Consider the following 18,063-nt stretch of genomic DNA (forward strand, 5'->3'; position numbering starts at 1 on the left):
GCGGACGGATGATTCGGCGCCTGTCCCTGGCCGCGATCGTCCTGGGCCTCACCGCCACCGCCGCCGTGGCGCAGGGCGCGGGCGGCGTCACCGGCGTGCCTGGCCTCGACGCGCTGCTGCCGCCCGGCAACGGAGCGGCCTCCGGGCGCATCATCCAGCTAGTCGCGCTGCTGACGGTGCTGTCGCTGGCGCCGGGCCTGCTCGTGATGATGACGAGCTTCACGCGCTTTGCCGTCGCCTTCTCGTTCCTGCGCTCGGGGCTCGGCCTGCAGAGCACGCCGGCCAACCTGTTCCTCGTCTCGCTCGCCCTGTTCATGACCTTCTACGTCATGGCGCCGACCTTCGACCGGGCCTGGAACGAGGGCGTGAAGCCGCTGCAGGAAAACCGCATCGGCGAGGAGGAGGCGTTCGGGAAGATCGTCGAGCCGTTCCGGGAATTCATGACCCAGCACGTGCGCCCGAAGGATCTTCAGACGTTTACGGACTTGGCGAGCCGCAACTTCCCGAAGGCGGAAGCCGGGGAGAAGATCGACCTGCGCATCCTGATCCCGGCCTTCATGATCTCGGAGCTGCGCCGGGGCTTCGAGATCGGCTTCCTGATCGTGCTGCCCTTCCTCGTCATCGACATCATCGTCTCCACCATCGTGATGTCGATGGGCATGATGATGCTGCCGCCGACCGTGATCTCGCTGCCGTTCAAGGTGCTGTTCTTCATCCTGATCGACGGCTGGAATCTGCTGGTGAGCGGGCTGGTGCGGTCATTCTTCTGAAGACGATCCTTGGTCGAGCGGTCGCCGTGCCGTGTGGCGGAACCGCTGAACGATGATCTCATCGCCGAGATAGTAGTCGATCGAGTAAGGGTACGGGGTGAGAAAGACCCGGCGCACGCCGCGCACCGAGGTTCTGACACCGAGATGGGGCTGCTCCTGAAGCAGCCGGAGCAGATGCGTCAGGCGCGCCTCGATCCGCGCGGCACCTTGGGGCGATCGATCCCGAACGTAGCCGAGCGCTGCGTCGATTAGCGAAAGCGCCCGCCTCTGGAATCGGAGCGGCAGGGGCAGCGGCTCGCTCACGATGCCCGGTACTTAAGAAAGACCGCGCTGACCTCCGAATCCGTGGCGAAATCGCCCCGCTCCATCTCGGCTCGGGCTTCGAGAAGGTCGGCCTCCTCGGCCGGCGTCAATGTGAGAACCTCATCGTCCTCGCCCGTGTAGGCGAGGACGAGACGGGCGATTTCATCCTGCACGGAGGCCGGAAGAGCCTGCGCACGCTCCATGGCCTGTTCGAGCAGCTTCGTCATGGATCTGCCTCGCGTGATCGGCGAACCGAACCGATCCAGAGCGTGCAGAATGGAGCGCAACTTTCAAGCGGAAACCCGACTCCATCTCGTGAAGATCGGCCGGGGTCGCCGTGCGACCCAGCAGGTCGGTCGTCACTGCCAGACGGAGACGGCGACGGAGCGACGTCCCCGGATGCCGCCCCCCCCTTCGCGTCGCAACCCCCGCGCAAGGCTGAGCCCTCAGACAGGCCGGCGACACATGTCAGGTCGCCAACGGGATCGGTTCGGGGATGTTCGGTCGCGAGCAAGCCGAGAGATTGTGGAGCAACATCGTCGATCTCGGCGCGAGGCGGCTGATCGCCCTCGGGCTGGTCGGCCTCTTGGTGTTCCTCGGGGTCGGGATCGGCGCCTACTATCTCAGCCGCCCGGCGCAGGAGACGCTCTACACCGGCCTGTCGCGTGAGGATGTCTCGCGCATCGGCGGCGTGCTCAAGGACAACGGCATCCCCTTCGACGTGTCCTCCGACGGCACCGCGGTGCTCGTCTCCTTCGGCCACACCGCGCAGGCGCGGATGCTGCTCGCCGAGAAGGGCCTGCCGCAGAGTTCGAAATCCGGCTACGAGCTGTTCAACGATCTCGGCTCGCTCGGCATGACCTCCTTCATGCAGGAGGTGACCCGCGTGCGAGCGCTGGAAGGCGAGATCGCCCGCACCATCCAGGGCATGAAAGGCGTACGCGCCGCCCGCGTCCACCTCGTGCTTCCCGACCGCGGTTCGTTCCGCCGCGACCAGCAGCCGGCCTCGGCCTCCGTGGTGGTGCGCACCGAGCCCGCCGACGACGTGTCGGGCGCGCAGGCGATCCGCCAGCTCGTCGCCTCGGCGATCCCCGGCATGAAGCCCGACCGCGTCACCGTGATCGGCTCGGAGGGCACGGTGCTGCTCGCGGGCGACGATGCCGGCACGGCGCCGACCGGCAAGATGGCGACGCTGGAGAAGTCGGTGAGCCGCGAGATGCAGGACAACATCCGCCGCACGCTCAGCCCCTATCTCGGCGTCGGCAATTTCGAGGTCAGCGTCGCGACCCAGCTCAACACCGACAAGACCTCGACCAACGAGACGATCTACAATCCCGATCAGCGGGTCGAGCGCTCGGTGCGCTCCGTGCGCGAGAGCGAGAACGCGCAGAACCGCAACAGCCAGCGCCCGACCAGCGCCCAGGAGAACCTGCCCGACCAGCGCACCCGCTCGGACGGCAACGACCAGTCGAGCAACGAGAGTTCGAAGAAGGAGGATCTCACCAATTACGAGATCTCCCAGAAGACCGTTCAGACGGTGAGCGACGGCTACGCCATCCGCCGGCTCTCGGTCGCGGTGCTCGTCAACCGCTCGCGCCTGACCGCGCTTGCCGGGCCCGACGACAAGGCCGCGCTCGACAAGCAGATCGCCGAGATCGAGGAGCTGGTGGGCTCGGCCGCAGGCTTCAGCAAGGAGCGCGGCGACACGATCAAGGTCGCGGCGGTGGGCTTCGTCAACGACGGCCAGCCGCTGGAGCCGGTGCCACCGCTCTCGCTCACCGACGTGATGATGAAGCAGTCCGGCACGCTCATCAACGCGGCGACGATCCTCGTCGTGGCGGGCCTGCTGATCTGGTTCGGCCTTCGCCCGGCCCTGCGCGCCATCCTCGCGACGCCGGAGGCCGCCCAGAGCGAGGTCGCGGCGCTCGCCGGCCCCGAGGGCGCGCCCGCGCTCGCCGCCGGCATGGCCTCCGGTCTGGCCGCCGACGGCAGCATGGCGCTGGCCGCACCGGGCACCGCGCTTCCCGGCGCCATCGGCGCGGGCGAGGCGGCCAAGCTCCCCCCGCCGGGCGTCGCCGGCCTGCTGGAGGAGCTGGAGGATAAGATGGCCCGCTCGCCGCAGAAGCGGCTGGAGCAGCTCATCGACATCGACGAGGAACAGGTCGCGGCCGTGCTCAAGCGCTGGCTCATGCGTGAGGAGCCGGCGTGATGGACACGGTGATCGCCCGCTACCTGCCGGATTTTTCCGCGCCCCCGCCGCCGCCCGCGGCGGCGACCGACGAGCCGGACTTCTCGGGGTCGTGGTTCCGGGCGCCCGTCGTCGCTCCGGTGGCCGCTCCGGCGCCGGCCCCGACGGCTGCCGAGCCCGAGATCGCGCCGTTCCTGCCCCGTGCGGCCGCCGCGGTCGCGCGGCCGGCGGAGGACCGCGAGGCGCTGATCGCCGCCGCCGAGGCGCGCGGCCGCGAGCAGGGCCGGGCCGAGGCATGGGCCGAGGCGCAGGCGCAGGCCGCTCAGGAACGGGAGGCGCAGCAGGCCGTGTTCGAGGAGGGTCTCGCCCAGGCCCGCCGCGACTGGACCCAAGCGCAGGGCGAGAACCTGGCCGCCGGCTTCACCGCGGCGATGCAGGCGCTCGACGCCACCCTGTCGGACCGGGTCGCCCGGCTGATCGCGCCGGTGCTGGGCCAAGCGCTTCAGCGCCAGGCGCTCGACGAACTCGGCGCCGCCCTCCGGCGCATCCTCGCCGAGCCACAGCGGCCGGCGGTGCGGGTGCGCGGACCGGCAGACCTGATCGCGGCCGTCGAAGCAGGGCTCGGCGCGCACTCGGCCGGCATCGCCTTCGGGGCGGATGCGGGGCCGGAGGTGAGCGTGAGCGCGGGCGAGACCGTGATCGAGACCGAACTCGCGGCCTGGAGCCGCCTGATCGCCGCGGCGGTCGCGGAGGCGTGAGATGTCCGAACACGCCCACGAGATCATCATCATCAAGCGCCACGGCGACCACGAGGACGGCCATCACGGCGGCGCCTGGAAGATCGCGCTCGCCGACTTCATGACGGCGATGATGGCGCTGTTCCTGGTGATGTGGCTGATCAACTCCACCAGCAAGGAGCAGAAGCAGACCATCGCCGAGTACTTCAACCCGGTGAAGCTCGCCGAGGTCACCCACGACCGCAAGGGCGTGAACGACCCGCAGGACACCCCCAACGACCCCGCACCGAGCGGCAAGGGCAAGGGCGACGGCGGTAGCGCCGAGGGCAAGGCGGATGCGGCCGGAGCGCCGGGCAGCCGCGCCCGCGAATCCGCGCTGTTCCAGGATCCCTACGCCGTCCTCGCCAAGCTCGCCGCGGAAGCCGAGGCCGGTCCGGAGGCCGCGAGCGCGGATGCCGCCGCGCTTGAAGCCGGCCAGCCGGGGGTTGCCGGCGGCGAGACCGGGCGCGATCCGTTCGATCCGCTCTACTGGCAGGTCGCCGCCCTGCCGCGCCAGCGCACCGACAATCCCGGCGCCCTCGACACCGTCGCAGCCGCCCCGGCCGAGGCGCGCCTCGACGCGCGTGCCCAGACCGGCACGCCCCCTAAGGCGAAGGAGCCGCCCAAGGAGAGCCCGAAGGCCACCGCCCGGCAGAGCCTGCACGAGGCCATGCGGCAGGCCGGCGTGAAGCTCGCATCCGCCGAGCCGATGCCGCTGGAGGCGCCCAAATCCGTCGAGCCTGCCAGCCCCGTCGAGCCCACCAAGCCCGCGGCAGATGCGGTTCCGGAAACGGGGGCACCGGAGATCAAGGCGCTGCCGACGGAGGGGAAGCCGACCCAGCCGGAGCCGCAGCGCCTCGCCAAGGCGGAAGTCCCTGCGGTGAAGGAGCCGGCGGCCGGCGCCGATCAGCCTGCGAAGGCGGCCGAGACCGCGGCGCTGTCCGCCCTGAAGGCCGAGATCGCCCGGGCCGTGCCGTCGCTGCCCAACAGCGCGCCCGCGCCCCATCTCGAGGTGCGCCGCACCGGCGAGGGCGTCCTCATCAGCATCACAGACGAGATCAATTTCAGCATGTTCGGGATCGGCTCCGCCGAGCCGACGCCGAAAGTGGTCAAGGCGCTGGAGCGCATCGCCAAGATCCTCAACAGCCGCCCCGGCCGCATCGTCGTGCGCGGCCATACCGACGGCCGCCCGTTCCGCTCGGAGACCTACGACAACTGGCGCCTGTCCTCGGCCCGGGCGCAGATGGCCTCCTACATGCTCGTGCGCGGCGGCCTCGACGAGGCGCGCATCGAGCGGATCGAGGGCTACGCCGACCGCCAGCCGCGCATCGCCGCCGACCCGAAGGCCGCCGAGAACCGCCGCATCGAGATCCTGCTGCGGGGCCTGCCGGAATGACCGCTTGGGACTTTCGGCCTCGCGCCCTCGCAGCCGCTCTCCTCGCGCTTCCCCTCCTCACCGCTCCGGCAACCGCTGCCGATCACGGTGACGGCCACGCCCCGCCCGCGGACAACCATGCCGCCGACGACCATGGCGGCCATGGCGCCCCGGCCAAACCGATCGAGCCGCTGCCGGTGAAGGCGCTTGGCCTGCCGGTCGAGCTGACGCGCACGCTCCAGCTCCTGCAGGACCGCATCGCCCGCGGCTCGACGCAGGCGCATCTCGCGCAGCGCCAGCTCCTCGGCCATATCGAGCAGAGGCTGATCGAGCTCGACCCCGAGGCCTGGGCCGAGGCGGAGAACGTGCGCGCCGCCGTCACCTTCGCGCTGGCAGGCGGCGGACCCGCGGCTCTGCGGGTGTTGCTCAAGTCCGGCAAGGCGCCGGAGGCGGAACAGCCGCTGGCGCTCGGGGCACTTGCCTATCTGGAAGGGCGCGAACGGGAGGCGCGGGCCAAGCTCGCCGGCATCGATCCTCGCACCATGCCCGCCGGCTTGGCCGGGCAGCTCGCGCTGACGCAATCGGCGCTGATGGTGCGCGAGGCGCCGGCCAAATCGCTTGAACTTCTGGATCTCGCCCGGCTCCTGGCGCCCGGCACCCTTGTGGAAGAGGGGGCGCTGCGCCGCCAGATCTTCGTCGTCGCCCAGGGCGGGGATGCGCGGCGCTTCGAGGCGCTGGCGATCCAGTACCTGCGCCGGTTCCGCCGCTCGGTCTATGCCGGCAATTTCCGCCAGCGGTTCGCCGGGGCGCTCACCCGACTCGATTTCGACAGCGACCGCATCCGCATCGCCAGCCTGGAGCGGATGCTCGACGAGATCGAGCCGGAGAGCCGGCGCGATCTCTACCTGCTCGTGGCGCGGGCCGGGCTCGAACAGGGCCGCCGGGAAACCGCCCTGTTCGCCGCCGAGCGGGCGATGGGGCTCGCCGCGCCGGACTCACGGCCGGCGGCGCAGGCGCGGCTCTATCGCGGCGCGGCGCTGATCGTGGCGGACGGACGGTTCGAGGAGGGCACCGAGACCCTGCGCAGCCTCGACCGTGCCGATCTCGCCGCGCCGGACGCGGAGCTGCTCGACGCCGCGCTCTCGACCGCCCGGCAGATCCGCACGCCCTCTCCGGTCGCCGCGACCGCCCCGGCCCCGCCGCCCTCGCCGAGCCGGCCGATCCCCGAATCCGGCTCGCTCCTGCGGGCGCAGGAGGCCCTGGCCCGGGCCGAACGCGCCATGGACGCCACCACCGGCACGCCCTGAACCCTGCCCGCTCTCCAACCACCGGACGATCGACCCGTGATGCGGTCCCTCGACATCCTCTCCTCGCCGCGGCCGAAGCCCGAGTCCGGCCGTGCGCCTGCGGGCGAGGACAATCGCTCCGGCGCCACCCCCGGCTTCGACGCGATGCTCGACGCGTTCGAGAGCGGGACGGCTCCGGGCGGCGCGGCGGCGCCTGAGACGACCGAGACTGGCACGGAGACGTCGCCTGCGGAGCCGGCCGTCACCCTCATCGCGTCCGGCAGCGACACCTCCGGCTCGGCGCTGCAGGCGCTGATGGCGCTCGCGGGTCCCGTGGCACCCACCTCGTCTCCCGGCGCGGCCCTCGGCCCGGATGCCGGGCTCGAAGCCATGGTGCAGCGGGCGGTCACACGGGCGGGATCGCGTCCGGACACCGCCCCGCCGGAGGCGGCCGTGCCGATGTCGATGGTCGGGCTGGAGACCCATTTCGCGCCCGTTCGGCCGCGTGGGGCCGCTGCCTCGGCCGAGGCGGGCACCGGGCGCGAACCGGATGCATCGACCGCGCGACCAACCTTTCCGGCACCCGAGGACGCCGGCGGCAAGGCGGTCGCTGAGGCGGCCCGGAGCGTCGCAGGTACGTCCTCGCCCCTGCGGGTGGCGACGGCCCTTCGGGCTGAGACGGCCACGCAGGAGCGGGCGGGTGAGCCGGACGGGCTCCTTCCGCCAAGCGCCGGGGCGATGCCGGCCCCGGCGCCGGGACGCGACCTCCGCGAACCGGCCTCCGGATCGGACCGGCCGGTCGCGATCCGCGGCGGGCTCGCCCCAACCGCCCAGGCCTCCATGAGCGGATCACCGGCACCGGCCGACACAGCGCGCGCGCCGACGCCCGGCGATCCGGTCGCGGCGTCCCCCGTGCCGCCGGCGACGCCCGTTCTCGGACCGAACCATGCCGCCGAACCGGCCGCTCAGCCGACGGCCGTTGCCGCCGCGATGCAAGCCGCCGATGCCCATCGCAGCGCCACGGGCCGGACGCGCACCGCTCTGCGCGACGATCCCGCCGAACCGGCCGGTGCGGCGCCGACGGCCCTGCCCCCGTCCGAGGCGGCCACGTCGGCGGACCTCACCGAACCGGCCGCCGTCGTCCAACCGGGCAACGGGGGCCCGGTCCGGCGCGGCCCGGAGCCGGCGGAGCGTCCCGCCGGGCTCGCCCGGTCCGAACCGGCCTCGGAGCGGGCTGCCGCGACGATGCCGCGGGTCGAGGCCGACGCCGCGCGCGGCGCGAGCGCCGGGACCGATTCGACCGAAGCGCCGCGTCCGGAGCGTCCGCACGCCGATCCGACCCCGCAGGCCGCGGCGAACGCGGCGGCGAGTGCGACCGCGCCTCTGCCCGCTCCGCCGCCCGCCTCGCCGCTGCGCCAGATCGTCGACGCGGTCGCCGCCCAGTTGCCGGCCGCGCCCGTTTCGCAGGCCCGGCCGCTCCCGACCTCCGCCGAGGCCGGGCCGCTGAAGATCCTCACGCTCCAGCTCCATCCGGCCGAACTCGGCTCGGTGCTGGTGCGGATGCGGCTGCAGGACGGCCGGTTGGAGATGAGCCTGCGCACCAGCCGCGAGGAGACCGCCGAGCGCCTGCGCAAGGAGGGCGACCTGCTCTCCGGCCTGCTGCGCGAGGCCGGCTACGAGCCCGAGGCGGTGACGATCCAGGCAGGCAGCGCCGGGCCGGGCGAGTCCGGCGCGCGCGGTCAGGGGTTCGCCGCCTTCGGCTCCCAGGGCGGGCAGCCTGACAGACAGCCGGGCGCGGCGACGCCCGATCAATCGGGCCGGCGCCCGTCCCCGCGCGCGGACGCGGCCGCCCTATCCACCGAGGAGCAGGATCATGAATCGGATACGCGCGGGCGCGATCGCGACAGCCTGTATCTCTAGCGCGCTGATCCTCGGCGGGATCGTCGGCACGGCCGGGGCGGCGACGCCCGGCGACACGTCGCGCGTCTGCGAGCGCCAGATGGCGCAGGCCGCCGCCAAGCACGGCGTGCCCCTCGGCATGCTCTACGCCGTCGGGCTGACGGAGAGCGGCAATCGCGGCTCGCTCCAGCCCTACGCCATGAACATCCAGGGAAAAGCGTATTTCGGCACCAGCGCCGCCGACGTGATGCAGCGCCTCGCCCAGGCGCAGCGGGAGGGCGTGCGGCTGGTCGATCTCGGCTGCATGCAGATCAACCACCACTATCACCGGGAAAAATTCGCCTCGCTGGAGGCGATGATCGACCCGGCCCAGAACGTCGAATACGCCACCCGCTTCCTGAAGGAGCTGAAGGAGCGCGAGGGGAGCTGGACGCTGGCGGTCGCGCGCTACCATGCCGGCCCCAACAACAATCCGGCGCAGAAGATCTATGTCTGCCGGGTCATCACCAACATGGTGGCCAGCGGCTTCGGCAACTGGACACCGGGGGCGAAGGCGTTCTGCCAGTAGGGCGCCGTCCCCCGGGCAGGGTCAGCGTTGGCGGGCGGGCGCCCGTTCAGCCGATATAGGTGTAGCCCATGTAGCGCTTGGCCTCGATCGGATCGTGGCCGAGACGCTCGGCGAGCTTCTTGCGCAGCTTGCTCACATGGCCCTCGATCACGCTCTCCTCGACGCCGTTGCTGTAGACGCCGTAGACCACGTTGAAGACCTGGGTCTTGGTGAGCCGGCGCCCGCGGTTGCGCACGAGATATTCGAGGATGTGCCGCTCCCGCCGCGGCAGGGAGAGCGGCACGCCGTCGATCTCGGGATCGCGCCCGTCGTGGAAGACCTTCAGCCGGTCCGCCCTCGTCTCGCCGCCGGTCTCCTCCGCCGCCTCGGCGCCCGCCACGGCACCGTTGACCCGGCGCCAGATCGCCTCGGAGCGGGCCAGGATCTCGCGGACATGGACGGGCTTGGGCAGCACGTCGTCGATGCCGGCCTCCAGGAGTTCGACGGTCTGTTCGAGGGAGCGCAGGTCGGCGAGCGCGATGATCGGCGCACGGGACTGCTTGCGGATCACGCCCGCGCATTTGGCCCGCTCCTCGAAATCGCCGAGGAGAAAGCCCTGGATCGCTTCGAGGTCGGTGCGGGAGGCCGTCCGGAGCCAGCTCAGGAACTCGTCAGGCATGAGCGCGAAGGAGGAGATCCCCTCGCGCTCGAAGCTGGCCTTGTAACCCGCGTTCACGGTATCGCGCGGATCGACCAGAAAATACATCGACGACCATCCCCTGGCCCTGCCGGATCGTCCCGGCCTTGCGCCGCGATCCGGGCAGCTTTTGGGCGTCGCCGGGCAAACCATCGTCCGCCGCCCCCGGCAGCGCCTCATCCGCGTGATGTAGGGCAAGAGCGGGGGGATCAATCGGGCGAAGTGTACAATTCCAGACAGTGACGAACTTTGCCGTGGACGCGTGGCTTTCGCGCCGCGTCAGGCATGCCCGACGCGCGCTCGGCTGAGGGCGTGGGCGAAGCCTTCGAGGGAGAGCGCGCCCGTCTCCTCCGCGACGATGCGCTGGATCGCGACGCCGGCGAACACCTCGTCGAGCACCAGCTTGAAGAACACCGTCATCGGCTCGGCGGAAAATTCGAGGTCGAGGACCACCTGCATCGAGCGGCCCCAGTCCAGGCACACATCGGCCGCGTCGGCGTAGGTCAGCACCGATTCCTTGAAGTACAGCTCGGCGGAGGAGGCGACGACGTCGGCGATGTTGCCGTGCCGCTCGCCGCGGATCCAGCCGATCAGCACGCCGCCATCGACGAGGCACAGCTCGGCGATGAAGTCGCGCAAAGCTTCGGCAAAGATCTGTTCAGCCGCCGCATAGGTGTGCGGGACGGCGGACGGTCCTGGCGCGAAACGTTGGACCTGAGGGGTCATCGGGCTCTCGCGAAAAGGAAGAAAAGGATCTGCGCCACGGCACGATAAAATTCTGCCGGTATCGTTTGATCGACCTGCACAGCATCGTACAGCGACCTTGCCAGAGGCTTGTCTTCGATCACCGCGATGCCTTTTTCCTCGGCGATCGCACGGATACGCAGCGCGATGAGGTCCTGCCCCTTGGCGAGCACGAGCGGGGCCGGATTCTCGGAGGGCTCGTAGCGCAGGGCCACCGCGAAATGGGTCGGGTTGGCGATCACCACGGTGGCGCGATCGACGTTGGCGAGCATCCGGTTGCGGGCGCGGTCCTGGGCGAGCGAGCGCAGCCGCGCCTTGACGGAGGGGTCGCCCTCGGTCTGCTTGTGCTCGTCCTTGATGTCCTGGCGCGACATCCGCAGCGAGCGCTGCCAGCGCAGCCGCGCCCAGACGAGGTCGCCCGCGACGATCACGATGGTGGCGATGGCCACCGCCGAGACGAGGCGGATCGAGACCGTCAGGATCAGTTCGGGCAGTTGGCTCGGATCGACGAACATGGCGTTCACGGCTCTGGTCCGCTCCGAGCGAAGGAGCAGAAGGGCGACGACACTGACCGACAGGAATTTAACGAGGGATTTCAGGAACTCGACCTGACCCGACGTCCCGAAGATCCGCGAGAGGCCCGCCATCGGCGAGACCCGCGACCATTTCGGCTGGATCCGGTCGAGGACGAAGCGCGGCAGGTTCTGGAGGAGCGAGGCCGTGAGGCTGCACACCGCCAGAATGAGCAGGATCGGCAGGAGGAAGCGCCCCGCCGCCAGCGCCACCCGGCTGAGCAGCAGCATCGCGTCGCCGCCGGTCTCCAGGGCGAAGCCGCGCGGATCGTCGAGAAGCGGCGCGAAGTCCCGCGCGAGCTGCGACGCCTGCCCCCGCGCGAACAGGGCCAGCGCGATCAGCAGCCCGAGCGTCGAGGCGAAGACCGGTGCCTCGCGCGAGAACGGGATGTCGCCCTTCTCGATCGCCTCCCGCACCCGCCGCTCCGTGGCGGCTTCTGTCTTGCTCTCGTGGTCGGTCTCCTCCGCCACGCATCAGCCCCGGGGGCGTGCGCGGACGGGACGCCGGTCAGCGAATGAGCGCTTCATCCTCGCCTCCCGGATTGATCTCGATCTCGCCGCGTCCGGCCATGTCCATGGCCAGATCGGTGATGGAGCGGCGCGCCTCCAGCACGTCGCGCTGCGCCGCCGGCTCGCCGCCGTTCAGCTCGTGCTCGACCATGCGGCGCACCCGCGCCGAAAGCGCGCTGAGCACGGTGGTGCGGAACTCGACGTCCGTCCCCTTCAGCGCCAGCACCAGGCGGTCGTTGGGCACGGCGTCGAACAGGGTGGTGCGGGCACGCGGCGCTAGCTTGACGATGTCGTCGAAGGTGAAGAGCAGGCCTTTCAGGATCTCGACCGATTTCGGACGCGACTCGCCCAGGCTGGTCAGCACGTCGTCCATCTGCTGGCGCTCCATCTTGTTGATGATGTCGGCCATCTTGGCGTGCGTGTCGGCGCCGGAATTGCGCGCGCCGTTGATCATGAAGTCCTCGTGCAGCGTCTTCTCGATCGCGTGCAGCACGTCGTCGACGATGGGCTTGAAGCTCAGCATCCGCCGCATCACCGTGTTGCGTAAGGGCGCGGGCAGGTGGCCCATCACCTTGGCGGCGGTGGCGGGCTTCACCTTCGACAGGATCAGCGCCGCGGTCTGAGGGTGTTCCTTGACGAGGTAGCTCGCCAGCACGCTCTCCTGCACCGTGCCAAGGCGCTCCCAGACCGAGCGGGTGGCGCTGCCGCGCACGTCGGCGAGGATGTCGGCGATCTGGTCGGCCGGCAGCAGGCCGGTGAGCAGCTTCTCGATCTCGCCCGCGGTGCCGATCAGGCTGTTGCCGGCGGAGAATTCGGCGGAGAAGTGCTCCACCACGGTGTCGAGCTGCTCGGGGCTGACCGCCCCGAGATTCGAGGCCGAGCGGGTGATGCGCTTGAGCTCGTCCGGCTCGAAATACTTGATGAGCCGCCCGGCCGCGGGCTTGCCCATGGCGAGCAGGAGCGCCGCGACCTGATCGACGGGATCGAGCCGCCGCGCCGCCGCACGGGGGGCGACGGCGCTCACGGGCAGGGCGTCCGACGGGACGGGGCTCGCGGCCAGGGGACTCGACGACATGGCGGCCCGCTCTCGCCCAGGCTCAGGTGGTCTGGTCGGCGGCCGACGGGCCGACCACCTCGGTCAGCGACACGCCGAAGCGGGAATTGTCCTCCTCGACGATGACGATCTCGCCGCGGGCGATGACGCGGCCGTTGACCATCACGTCCACCGGCTCGCCGACCCGGTGATCGAGCGGCACGACGGCGCCGCGTCCGAGCTTCATCAGGTCGGCCACCGGCATGGTCGCCGAGCCGAGCACGACCTGCATCAGCACCGGGATGCGCAGGATCGAGTCGAGGTTGCGCCCGTCGCCGACGCGGGGCTCGTTGCCGGCGAGATCGGTTTCGGGGAAGGGGCTGCTGCTCATCGCTCGGGCTCGGTGGGTCGGCTTGGCCGTCGGGCCGGTCTAGCGCGCCTGGCTGACGCGAGGCTGTCGCCGGATGTCCGGACGGGTCCACGGCGCGCCGGACTGCCTGACATTTCGCTGACGGCGGGCGTCAGCGTCGCGGGGCCACGCGGTGACATCAGGAGGCGTCACGCGATTCCAACCGGAGCCGAACGCCATGAATGCCCGCAAGACCGTGAATGCCCACAAGACCGTCGTCGCTCGCCTCGCAGCCGCTACGCTCATCGCCGGCCTCGCCGCCCCGGCCCTCGCCGATGCGCCGGGAAAGGACTGGATGCCGATCGACCAAGTGCTGACCAAGCTGTCGGAAGCCGGCTACGGCCCGGTGCGCAGCATCGAGGCCGATGACGGGGTGTGGAAGGCCAAGGCCGAGAGGGACGGCCGGACCATCAAGGTTCAGGTCGATCCGCGGACCGGCGCCGTCGTCGAGAAGGCCAAGCGGCAGAGCGACGACTGAGGCGGGACACGCCTCACGCGGTCTCGGAGCGCGCCGCGACGAGGGCGGCGCGCGAGGCCTCCAGCGCGTCCAGCACCGCCCGCGCCTCCTCGATCTTGAGGCTGAGCGCGTCCAGCACCTCGCGGCCCTCCTCCTTGAAGGAGCGCACCGCCTCCCCGGCCTGGGTCAGCGCCACGCCGGAGGCGGCGACCGCCGCGCCGTACTCGGCCTGGGTCCGGTCGAGGCGCTTGAGCTTCAGGTACATCGGCACCACGCAGGCGCTCGTCGCCACGAGCGCGACAAGCAGTACGCCGTCAACCAAGGAGCCCATGGCCGCCCTCCTTCTCGGGATTGATCGCGTCCTCCACCCGCAGGACGTAGGCGCCCTGCGACTGGCCGGCCCGGCACCAGAACAGCGGCCGGTCGTTGCCTTCGAGCTTGATCCGCGTCGCGGGCGTCGCGTCGAGGGTGAGCACCTGCCCGACCTTCAGCCCGGCGATCTCGCCGAGCGTCAGGTGGCGCTCCTCCAGCACCGCCCGCAGGCGCACGGTGGTCTTCTGGACCTCCGCGGCGATCTGCTGGGCCCAGCGCGGGTCGCGGGCGGCGGATTCGCCGGTGAGCACCTTGGCGAGCGCCGGGCGCAGGGGGTTCAGCACCGTCTGCGGGATGATGAGGAACATCTCGCCGCCGCGGTTGAGCGCCTGCAACAGGAACTTGGCCTGTACCGCCTTGTTGGAGCGCCGGCCGATGACGGCGAACTCCATCCGGGTCTCGGTCCGCTCCAGGCGGAAGGCGGTCTGCGAGACGAGGCCGAAGGAGGATTCCAGCGCCTTCCCGACCTGCTCGAACACCATCTGCGCGATGCGCAGCTCGATCGCCGAGAAGGTGCGCTCGTCCTCCACCGGCGGCTCGGAGCCGTCGGAGCCGAACAGCACCTCGACCATGGTGTAGAGGAAGTCGCGGTCGAGCCCGACGAGCACGTGCCCGTCCCATTCCGCCGCGTGGAAGATGCCGACCACCGCGTTGGCGTCGTAGGCGTCGAGGAACTCGCCGAAGCGCCCGCTCTCGACACCGCTGAGCGAGTAGAAGGTCGAGGAGGCGGCGAAGTGCTTGGCCGCATCGCTGCAGGCGGTGGCGAGGCGGTCGAACACCACGCTCAGCATCGGCAGCCGGTCGAGCGACAGGCCGCCGGCCTCCTGGATGCGGGCGCGGAGATCGCTCGCGGGCTTCGTGGCCGTGACGAAGGGGGGCAGCTCGGGCCGGGAATCCGGGGTCGCCTCGGCCGCCTCGGCCGCCGCGTCGGAGGCTTGCGTCTCGTCCATCTGGAAAAACCCTTAGGCCGCAGCCGGTTCGGCGCGGGCGCCCGGCACGGTGGCGCTCTCGACCTCGTCGATGGTCGGGCGGTCGGCCCCGGCGATACCCTTGCGACCGTGCTCGATCGCGACCTGGGGCAGCGCGCCGTTCATGTAGGCGATCAGGCTCTGCTTCACGATGGTGTAGGGGGCACACTGCTTCTCGCGCACGCCCTTCACCTTGATGGCGAGCGGGGCCAGCACGCCGTAGGAGGCGAACACGCCGAAGAAGGTGCCGACCAGCGCCGCGCCGATCAGGCCGCCGAGGATCTGCGGCGACTGGTCGAGCGCGCCCATCGCCTTCACGATGCCGAGCACCGCCGCGACGATGCCGAGGGCCGGCAGCGCCTCGGCCACGGTGTTGATCGCGGCGTAGGGCTTGAGCCGATACTTCTTGTGGGTGCCGATCTCCTCCTCCATCAGCGCCTCGATCTCGTGCGAGCGGGCGTTGCCGATCAGGATCAGGCGGCAATAGTCGCAGATGAACAGGAGCAGATCCTGATCCTTGGTCACATCGGGATAGTTCTTGAAGATCTCGGAATTGGCCGGATCGTCGAAATGCGTCTCGACCTCGTTGCGCGGCTTGGTCTTCAATTCGCGCATCAGGGCGTGCAGCAGCCCGAGCAGCGAGAGGAAGTCCTGGCGCTTCGGACCCTTGTTGGTGAAGGCCTCCATCGTCGCCTTGCCGGAATCCATCACGACCTTCAGCGGGTTGGCGATGACGAAGGTGCCCGCCGCCATGCCGCCGATGATGACGAATTCCCAGGGCTGCCAGATCACGATCAGGTGCCCGCCCATGGCGACGAAGCCGCCGAGCATGCAGCCAATCGCGATGACGAGGCCGACGAGGATTCCCATGGGGAGGCTCCGGGGGGACACCGCTGCGGGGACGGGTACCGACGCGCGGCGGCCCTTCTCCCCGAGCGAATACGGGCGGTGGCTTGCGCGGAGCTTTTTGGAGCGATGCGGCGCCCCCGCTTGGAGCCGGGCACACGAGCGCATAACTGAAGGCTCATCATGAGCGGCGATACGCCCGGCCGATATCCGGGGGTATCGCATCCGGCGGACGACCGCCGCCTCGCCGTCGCGAGGGCGGCCGAGGATGAGCGCCCCTCATCCTCGGCTGTTCTCGAACCAGTTTCAAACGAACCGGAGCGCCTCCTTGGCCCAGACCGACGATCGCCTGCCGCAGATGCACGCCACCACGATCCTGATGGTCCGCAAGGGCGGCCGCGTCGTGATCGGCGGCGACGGACAGGTCAGCCTCGGCCAGACCATCGTGAAGGGCAATGCCCGCAAGGTCCGGCGGCTGGCCAAGGGCAGCGTCATCGGCGGCTTCGCGGGCGCGACCGCCGACGCCTTCACCCTGTTCGAGCGGCTGGAGGCCAAGCTGGAGCAGTATCCCGGCCAGCTCACCCGCGCCTGCGTCGAACTCACCAAGGATTGGCGCACCGACCGCTACCTGCGCCGCCTGGAGGCGATGATGCTGGTGGCCGACAAGGACGTCAGCCTGCTGCTCTCCGGATCCGGCGACGTGCTGGAGCCCGAGACCGGCGTGATGGCGATCGGATCGGGCGGCAACTTCGCGCTCGCCGCCGCACGCGCGCTGGAGGACGGGGAGCACGACGCCGAGGCGATCGTGCGCCGGTCGATGAAGATCGCTGCCGAGATCTGCGTCTACACCAACGGCAACCTCGTGATCGAAGCCCTCGACGCGGGCTGAAGGCCGCGCTCTCTGGAAAGCCAGCCCAGCCCCGCTTAGATCGACGGTCAGGGGGTGGCCTCGTGCCGCCCCGCCAAGTCCTGAAAGAATCGGCCGCAGGAGCCCGATGACCACCTTCTCTCCCCGCGAGATCGTCTCCGAGCTCGACCGCTTCATCGTCGGCCAGAAGGACGCCAAGCGCGCGGTCGCCATCGCGCTGCGCAACCGCTGGCGCCGCCAGCAGCTGAAAGGTCCGCTGCGGGACGAGGTGGCGCCCAAGAACATTCTGATGATCGGCCCGACCGGCTGCGGCAAGACCGAGATCGCCCGCCGCCTCGCGCGACTGGCCGGCGCGCCCTTCCTCAAGGTCGAGGCGACCAAGTTCACCGAGGTCGGCTATGTCGGTCGCGACGTCGAGCAGATCGTGCGCGACCTCGTCGAGGTCGGCATCGGCCTGACGCGGGAGGAGAAGCGCAAGGCGGTGAAAGCCAAGGCGGAGGCCGCGGCCGAGTCGCGCATCCTCGACGCGCTCGTCGGCCCGACCGCGAGCCAGGCGACCCGCGAGAGCTTCCGCAAGAAGCTGCGCAACAGCGAACTCGACGACAAGGAGGTCGAGATTGAACTCGCCCCGTCGGGTCCGCAGGGCATGCCGATGTTCGAGATCCCCGGCATGCCGGGCGCCTCCATGGGTGCGATCAACATCTCCGACATGCTCGGCAAGGCGCTGGGCGGCCAGCGCGGCAAGCCGCGCCGCATCACCGTCGCCGACGCCTACGCGCCGCTGATCGCCGAGGAGAGCGACAAGCTCGTGGACGACGACGCGCTCACCCGCGAGGCGATCCGCGAGGTGGAGGACAACGGCATCGTCTTCCTCGACGAGATCGACAAGATCTGCGCCCGCGAGGGCCGCTCGGGTGCCGATGTGTCCCGCGAGGGCGTGCAGCGCGACCTGCTGCCCTTGATCGAGGGCACCACGGTGGCGACCAAGCACGGGCCGGTGAAGACCGACCACATCCTGTTCATCGCATCCGGCGCCTTCCACGTCTCGAAGCCGTCCGACCTGCTCCCCGAATTGCAGGGCCGCCTGCCGATCCGCGTCGAGCTGCAGCCGCTGACCGTGGAGGATTTCAAGCAGATCCTCACGGCGACGGAGGCGAGCCTGATCAAGCAGACGGTGGCGCTGATGGAGACCGAGGGCGTCACCCTCGACTTCACCGAGGACGCCATCGACGCGCTCGCCCGCGTGGCGGTGGAGGTGAACGGCTCGGTGGAGAATATCGGCGCCCGCCGCCTCCAGACCGTGCTGGAACGGGTGATCGACGAGATCTCGTTCACCGCCACCGACCGCTCGGGCGAGACCGTGCCGATCGATGCGGGCTATGTCCGCGAGCGGGTGGCGGATCTGGCCGCCAACACGGATCTCAGCCGCTTCATCCTCTGACC

General features: G+C 70.6%; 20 protein-coding genes. 10 read left to right on the forward strand and 10 right to left on the reverse strand.

Features of this window, described 5'->3' with window-relative positions:
• Nucleotides 1-8 precede the first annotated feature (8 nt).
• Nucleotides 9-770, forward strand: a complete 762-nt coding sequence (gene fliP / locus HNR51_RS23490) for a flagellar type III secretion system pore protein FliP (RefSeq protein ID WP_012452539.1) — start codon at nucleotides 9-11, stop codon at nucleotides 768-770.
• Here fliP and HNR51_RS23495 read toward each other — a convergent pair.
• On the reverse strand, nucleotides 759-1,073 hold the full coding sequence (locus HNR51_RS23495) for a type II toxin-antitoxin system RelE/ParE family toxin (RefSeq protein WP_182556539.1): 315 nt from the start codon (nucleotides 1,071-1,073) through the stop codon (nucleotides 759-761). The genes fliP and HNR51_RS23495 overlap by 12 nt on opposite strands.
• Nucleotides 1,070-1,300 carry a hypothetical protein gene (locus HNR51_RS23500; protein WP_012452541.1) on the reverse strand — a complete coding sequence of 77 codons (231 nt, stop codon included), beginning with the start codon at nucleotides 1,298-1,300 and terminating at the stop codon, nucleotides 1,070-1,072. Before HNR51_RS23500 ends, HNR51_RS23495 begins: the two co-directional genes overlap by 4 nt.
• Before the next feature lie 269 nt (nucleotides 1,301-1,569).
• On the opposite strand from HNR51_RS23500, the gene fliF reads away from it, so the two are divergent.
• The 6 genes from fliF to HNR51_RS23530 are packed head-to-tail and all read left to right on the forward strand — an operon-like array spanning nucleotide 1,570 to nucleotide 9,165.
• A complete protein-coding gene (gene fliF / locus HNR51_RS23505) occupies nucleotides 1,570-3,282 on the forward strand; it encodes a flagellar basal-body MS-ring/collar protein FliF (RefSeq protein ID WP_182556540.1) in 1,713 nt (570 codons plus the stop codon).
• Nucleotides 3,282-4,019: a hypothetical protein gene (locus tag HNR51_RS23510; protein ID WP_182556541.1), complete on the forward strand. Its 738-nt coding sequence runs from the start codon at nucleotides 3,282-3,284 to the stop codon at nucleotides 4,017-4,019. Before fliF ends, HNR51_RS23510 begins: the two co-directional genes overlap by 1 nt.
• 1 nt (nucleotide 4,020) lies before the next feature.
• A complete protein-coding gene (locus HNR51_RS23515) occupies nucleotides 4,021-5,433 on the forward strand; it encodes a MotB family protein (RefSeq protein WP_182556542.1) in 1,413 nt (470 codons plus the stop codon).
• Complete coding sequence (locus tag HNR51_RS23520) at nucleotides 5,430-6,719, forward strand: chemotaxis protein (protein ID WP_182556543.1); 1,290 nt, start codon at nucleotides 5,430-5,432, stop codon at nucleotides 6,717-6,719. The genes HNR51_RS23515 and HNR51_RS23520 overlap by 4 nt, the downstream gene beginning before the upstream one ends.
• A 39-nt stretch (nucleotides 6,720-6,758) precedes the next feature.
• Nucleotides 6,759-8,618: a flagellar hook-length control protein FliK gene (fliK, locus tag HNR51_RS23525; RefSeq protein ID WP_182556544.1), complete on the forward strand. Its 1,860-nt coding sequence runs from the start codon at nucleotides 6,759-6,761 to the stop codon at nucleotides 8,616-8,618.
• Nucleotides 8,572-9,165 (forward strand): transglycosylase SLT domain-containing protein, encoded by a 594-nt coding sequence (locus HNR51_RS23530; RefSeq protein WP_182556545.1) that lies wholly within the window; start codon nucleotides 8,572-8,574, stop codon nucleotides 9,163-9,165. Before fliK ends, HNR51_RS23530 begins: the two co-directional genes overlap by 47 nt.
• Before the next feature lie 46 nt (nucleotides 9,166-9,211).
• Here HNR51_RS23530 and HNR51_RS23535 read toward each other — a convergent pair whose 3' ends face one another.
• The 5 genes from HNR51_RS23535 to fliN form a co-directional block, all read right to left on the reverse strand.
• On the reverse strand, nucleotides 9,212-9,910 hold the full coding sequence (locus HNR51_RS23535; RefSeq protein WP_012452548.1) for a response regulator transcription factor: 699 nt from the start codon (nucleotides 9,908-9,910) through the stop codon (nucleotides 9,212-9,214).
• Nucleotides 9,911-10,120: 210 nt separating this feature from the next.
• Complete coding sequence (locus tag HNR51_RS23540) at nucleotides 10,121-10,567, reverse strand: BspJ family T4SS effector nucleomodulin (RefSeq protein WP_012452549.1); 447 nt, start codon at nucleotides 10,565-10,567, stop codon at nucleotides 10,121-10,123.
• The gene (flhB, locus tag HNR51_RS23545) at nucleotides 10,564-11,628 is read right to left on the reverse strand and encodes a flagellar biosynthesis protein FlhB (protein ID WP_012452550.1); all 1,065 of its coding nucleotides are present in this window, start codon (nucleotides 11,626-11,628) and stop codon (nucleotides 10,564-10,566) included. The genes HNR51_RS23540 and flhB overlap by 4 nt, the downstream gene beginning before the upstream one ends.
• 37 nt (nucleotides 11,629-11,665) lie before the next feature.
• Nucleotides 11,666-12,742 (reverse strand): flagellar motor switch protein FliG, encoded by a 1,077-nt coding sequence (locus tag HNR51_RS23550; protein WP_012452551.1) that lies wholly within the window; start codon nucleotides 12,740-12,742, stop codon nucleotides 11,666-11,668.
• Nucleotides 12,743-12,764: 22 nt separating this feature from the next.
• On the reverse strand, nucleotides 12,765-13,091 hold the full coding sequence (fliN, locus tag HNR51_RS23555) for a flagellar motor switch protein FliN (RefSeq protein ID WP_012452552.1): 327 nt from the start codon (nucleotides 13,089-13,091) through the stop codon (nucleotides 12,765-12,767).
• A 196-nt stretch (nucleotides 13,092-13,287) separates the two neighbouring features.
• Between fliN and HNR51_RS23560 the strand changes: the two genes are divergently transcribed.
• Nucleotides 13,288-13,587, forward strand: coding sequence for a PepSY domain-containing protein (locus HNR51_RS23560; protein ID WP_012452553.1), 300 nt, complete (start codon nucleotides 13,288-13,290; stop codon nucleotides 13,585-13,587).
• Between the two features lie 13 nt (nucleotides 13,588-13,600).
• Here HNR51_RS23560 and HNR51_RS23565 read toward each other — a convergent pair whose 3' ends face one another.
• The 3 genes from HNR51_RS23565 to motA are packed head-to-tail and all read right to left on the reverse strand — an operon-like array spanning nucleotide 13,601 to nucleotide 15,776.
• On the reverse strand, nucleotides 13,601-13,897 hold the full coding sequence (locus HNR51_RS23565) for a hypothetical protein (RefSeq protein ID WP_012452554.1): 297 nt from the start codon (nucleotides 13,895-13,897) through the stop codon (nucleotides 13,601-13,603).
• Nucleotides 13,881-14,888 carry a flagellar motor switch protein FliM gene (locus HNR51_RS23570; RefSeq protein WP_012452555.1) on the reverse strand — a complete coding sequence of 336 codons (1,008 nt, stop codon included), beginning with the start codon at nucleotides 14,886-14,888 and terminating at the stop codon, nucleotides 13,881-13,883. The genes HNR51_RS23565 and HNR51_RS23570 overlap by 17 nt, the downstream gene beginning before the upstream one ends.
• 12 nt (nucleotides 14,889-14,900) lie before the next feature.
• Complete coding sequence (gene motA, locus HNR51_RS23575; protein WP_012452556.1) at nucleotides 14,901-15,776, reverse strand: flagellar motor stator protein MotA; 876 nt, start codon at nucleotides 15,774-15,776, stop codon at nucleotides 14,901-14,903.
• Nucleotides 15,777-16,080: 304 nt separating this feature from the next.
• Here motA and hslV point away from each other — a divergent pair, with 304 nt between their 5' ends.
• Nucleotides 16,081-16,641 carry an ATP-dependent protease subunit HslV gene (gene hslV / locus HNR51_RS23580; protein WP_041371019.1) on the forward strand — a complete coding sequence of 187 codons (561 nt, stop codon included), beginning with the start codon at nucleotides 16,081-16,083 and terminating at the stop codon, nucleotides 16,639-16,641.
• A 106-nt stretch (nucleotides 16,642-16,747) separates the two neighbouring features.
• Nucleotides 16,748-18,061 (forward strand): ATP-dependent protease ATPase subunit HslU, encoded by a 1,314-nt coding sequence (gene hslU / locus HNR51_RS23585; protein ID WP_012452558.1) that lies wholly within the window; start codon nucleotides 16,748-16,750, stop codon nucleotides 18,059-18,061.
• The last annotated feature ends 2 nt before the right edge of the window (nucleotides 18,062-18,063 follow it).

It is taken from the genome of Methylorubrum thiocyanatum, assembly GCA_014138645.1.
Lineage (GTDB): Bacteria > Pseudomonadota > Alphaproteobacteria > Rhizobiales > Beijerinckiaceae > Methylobacterium > Methylobacterium thiocyanatum.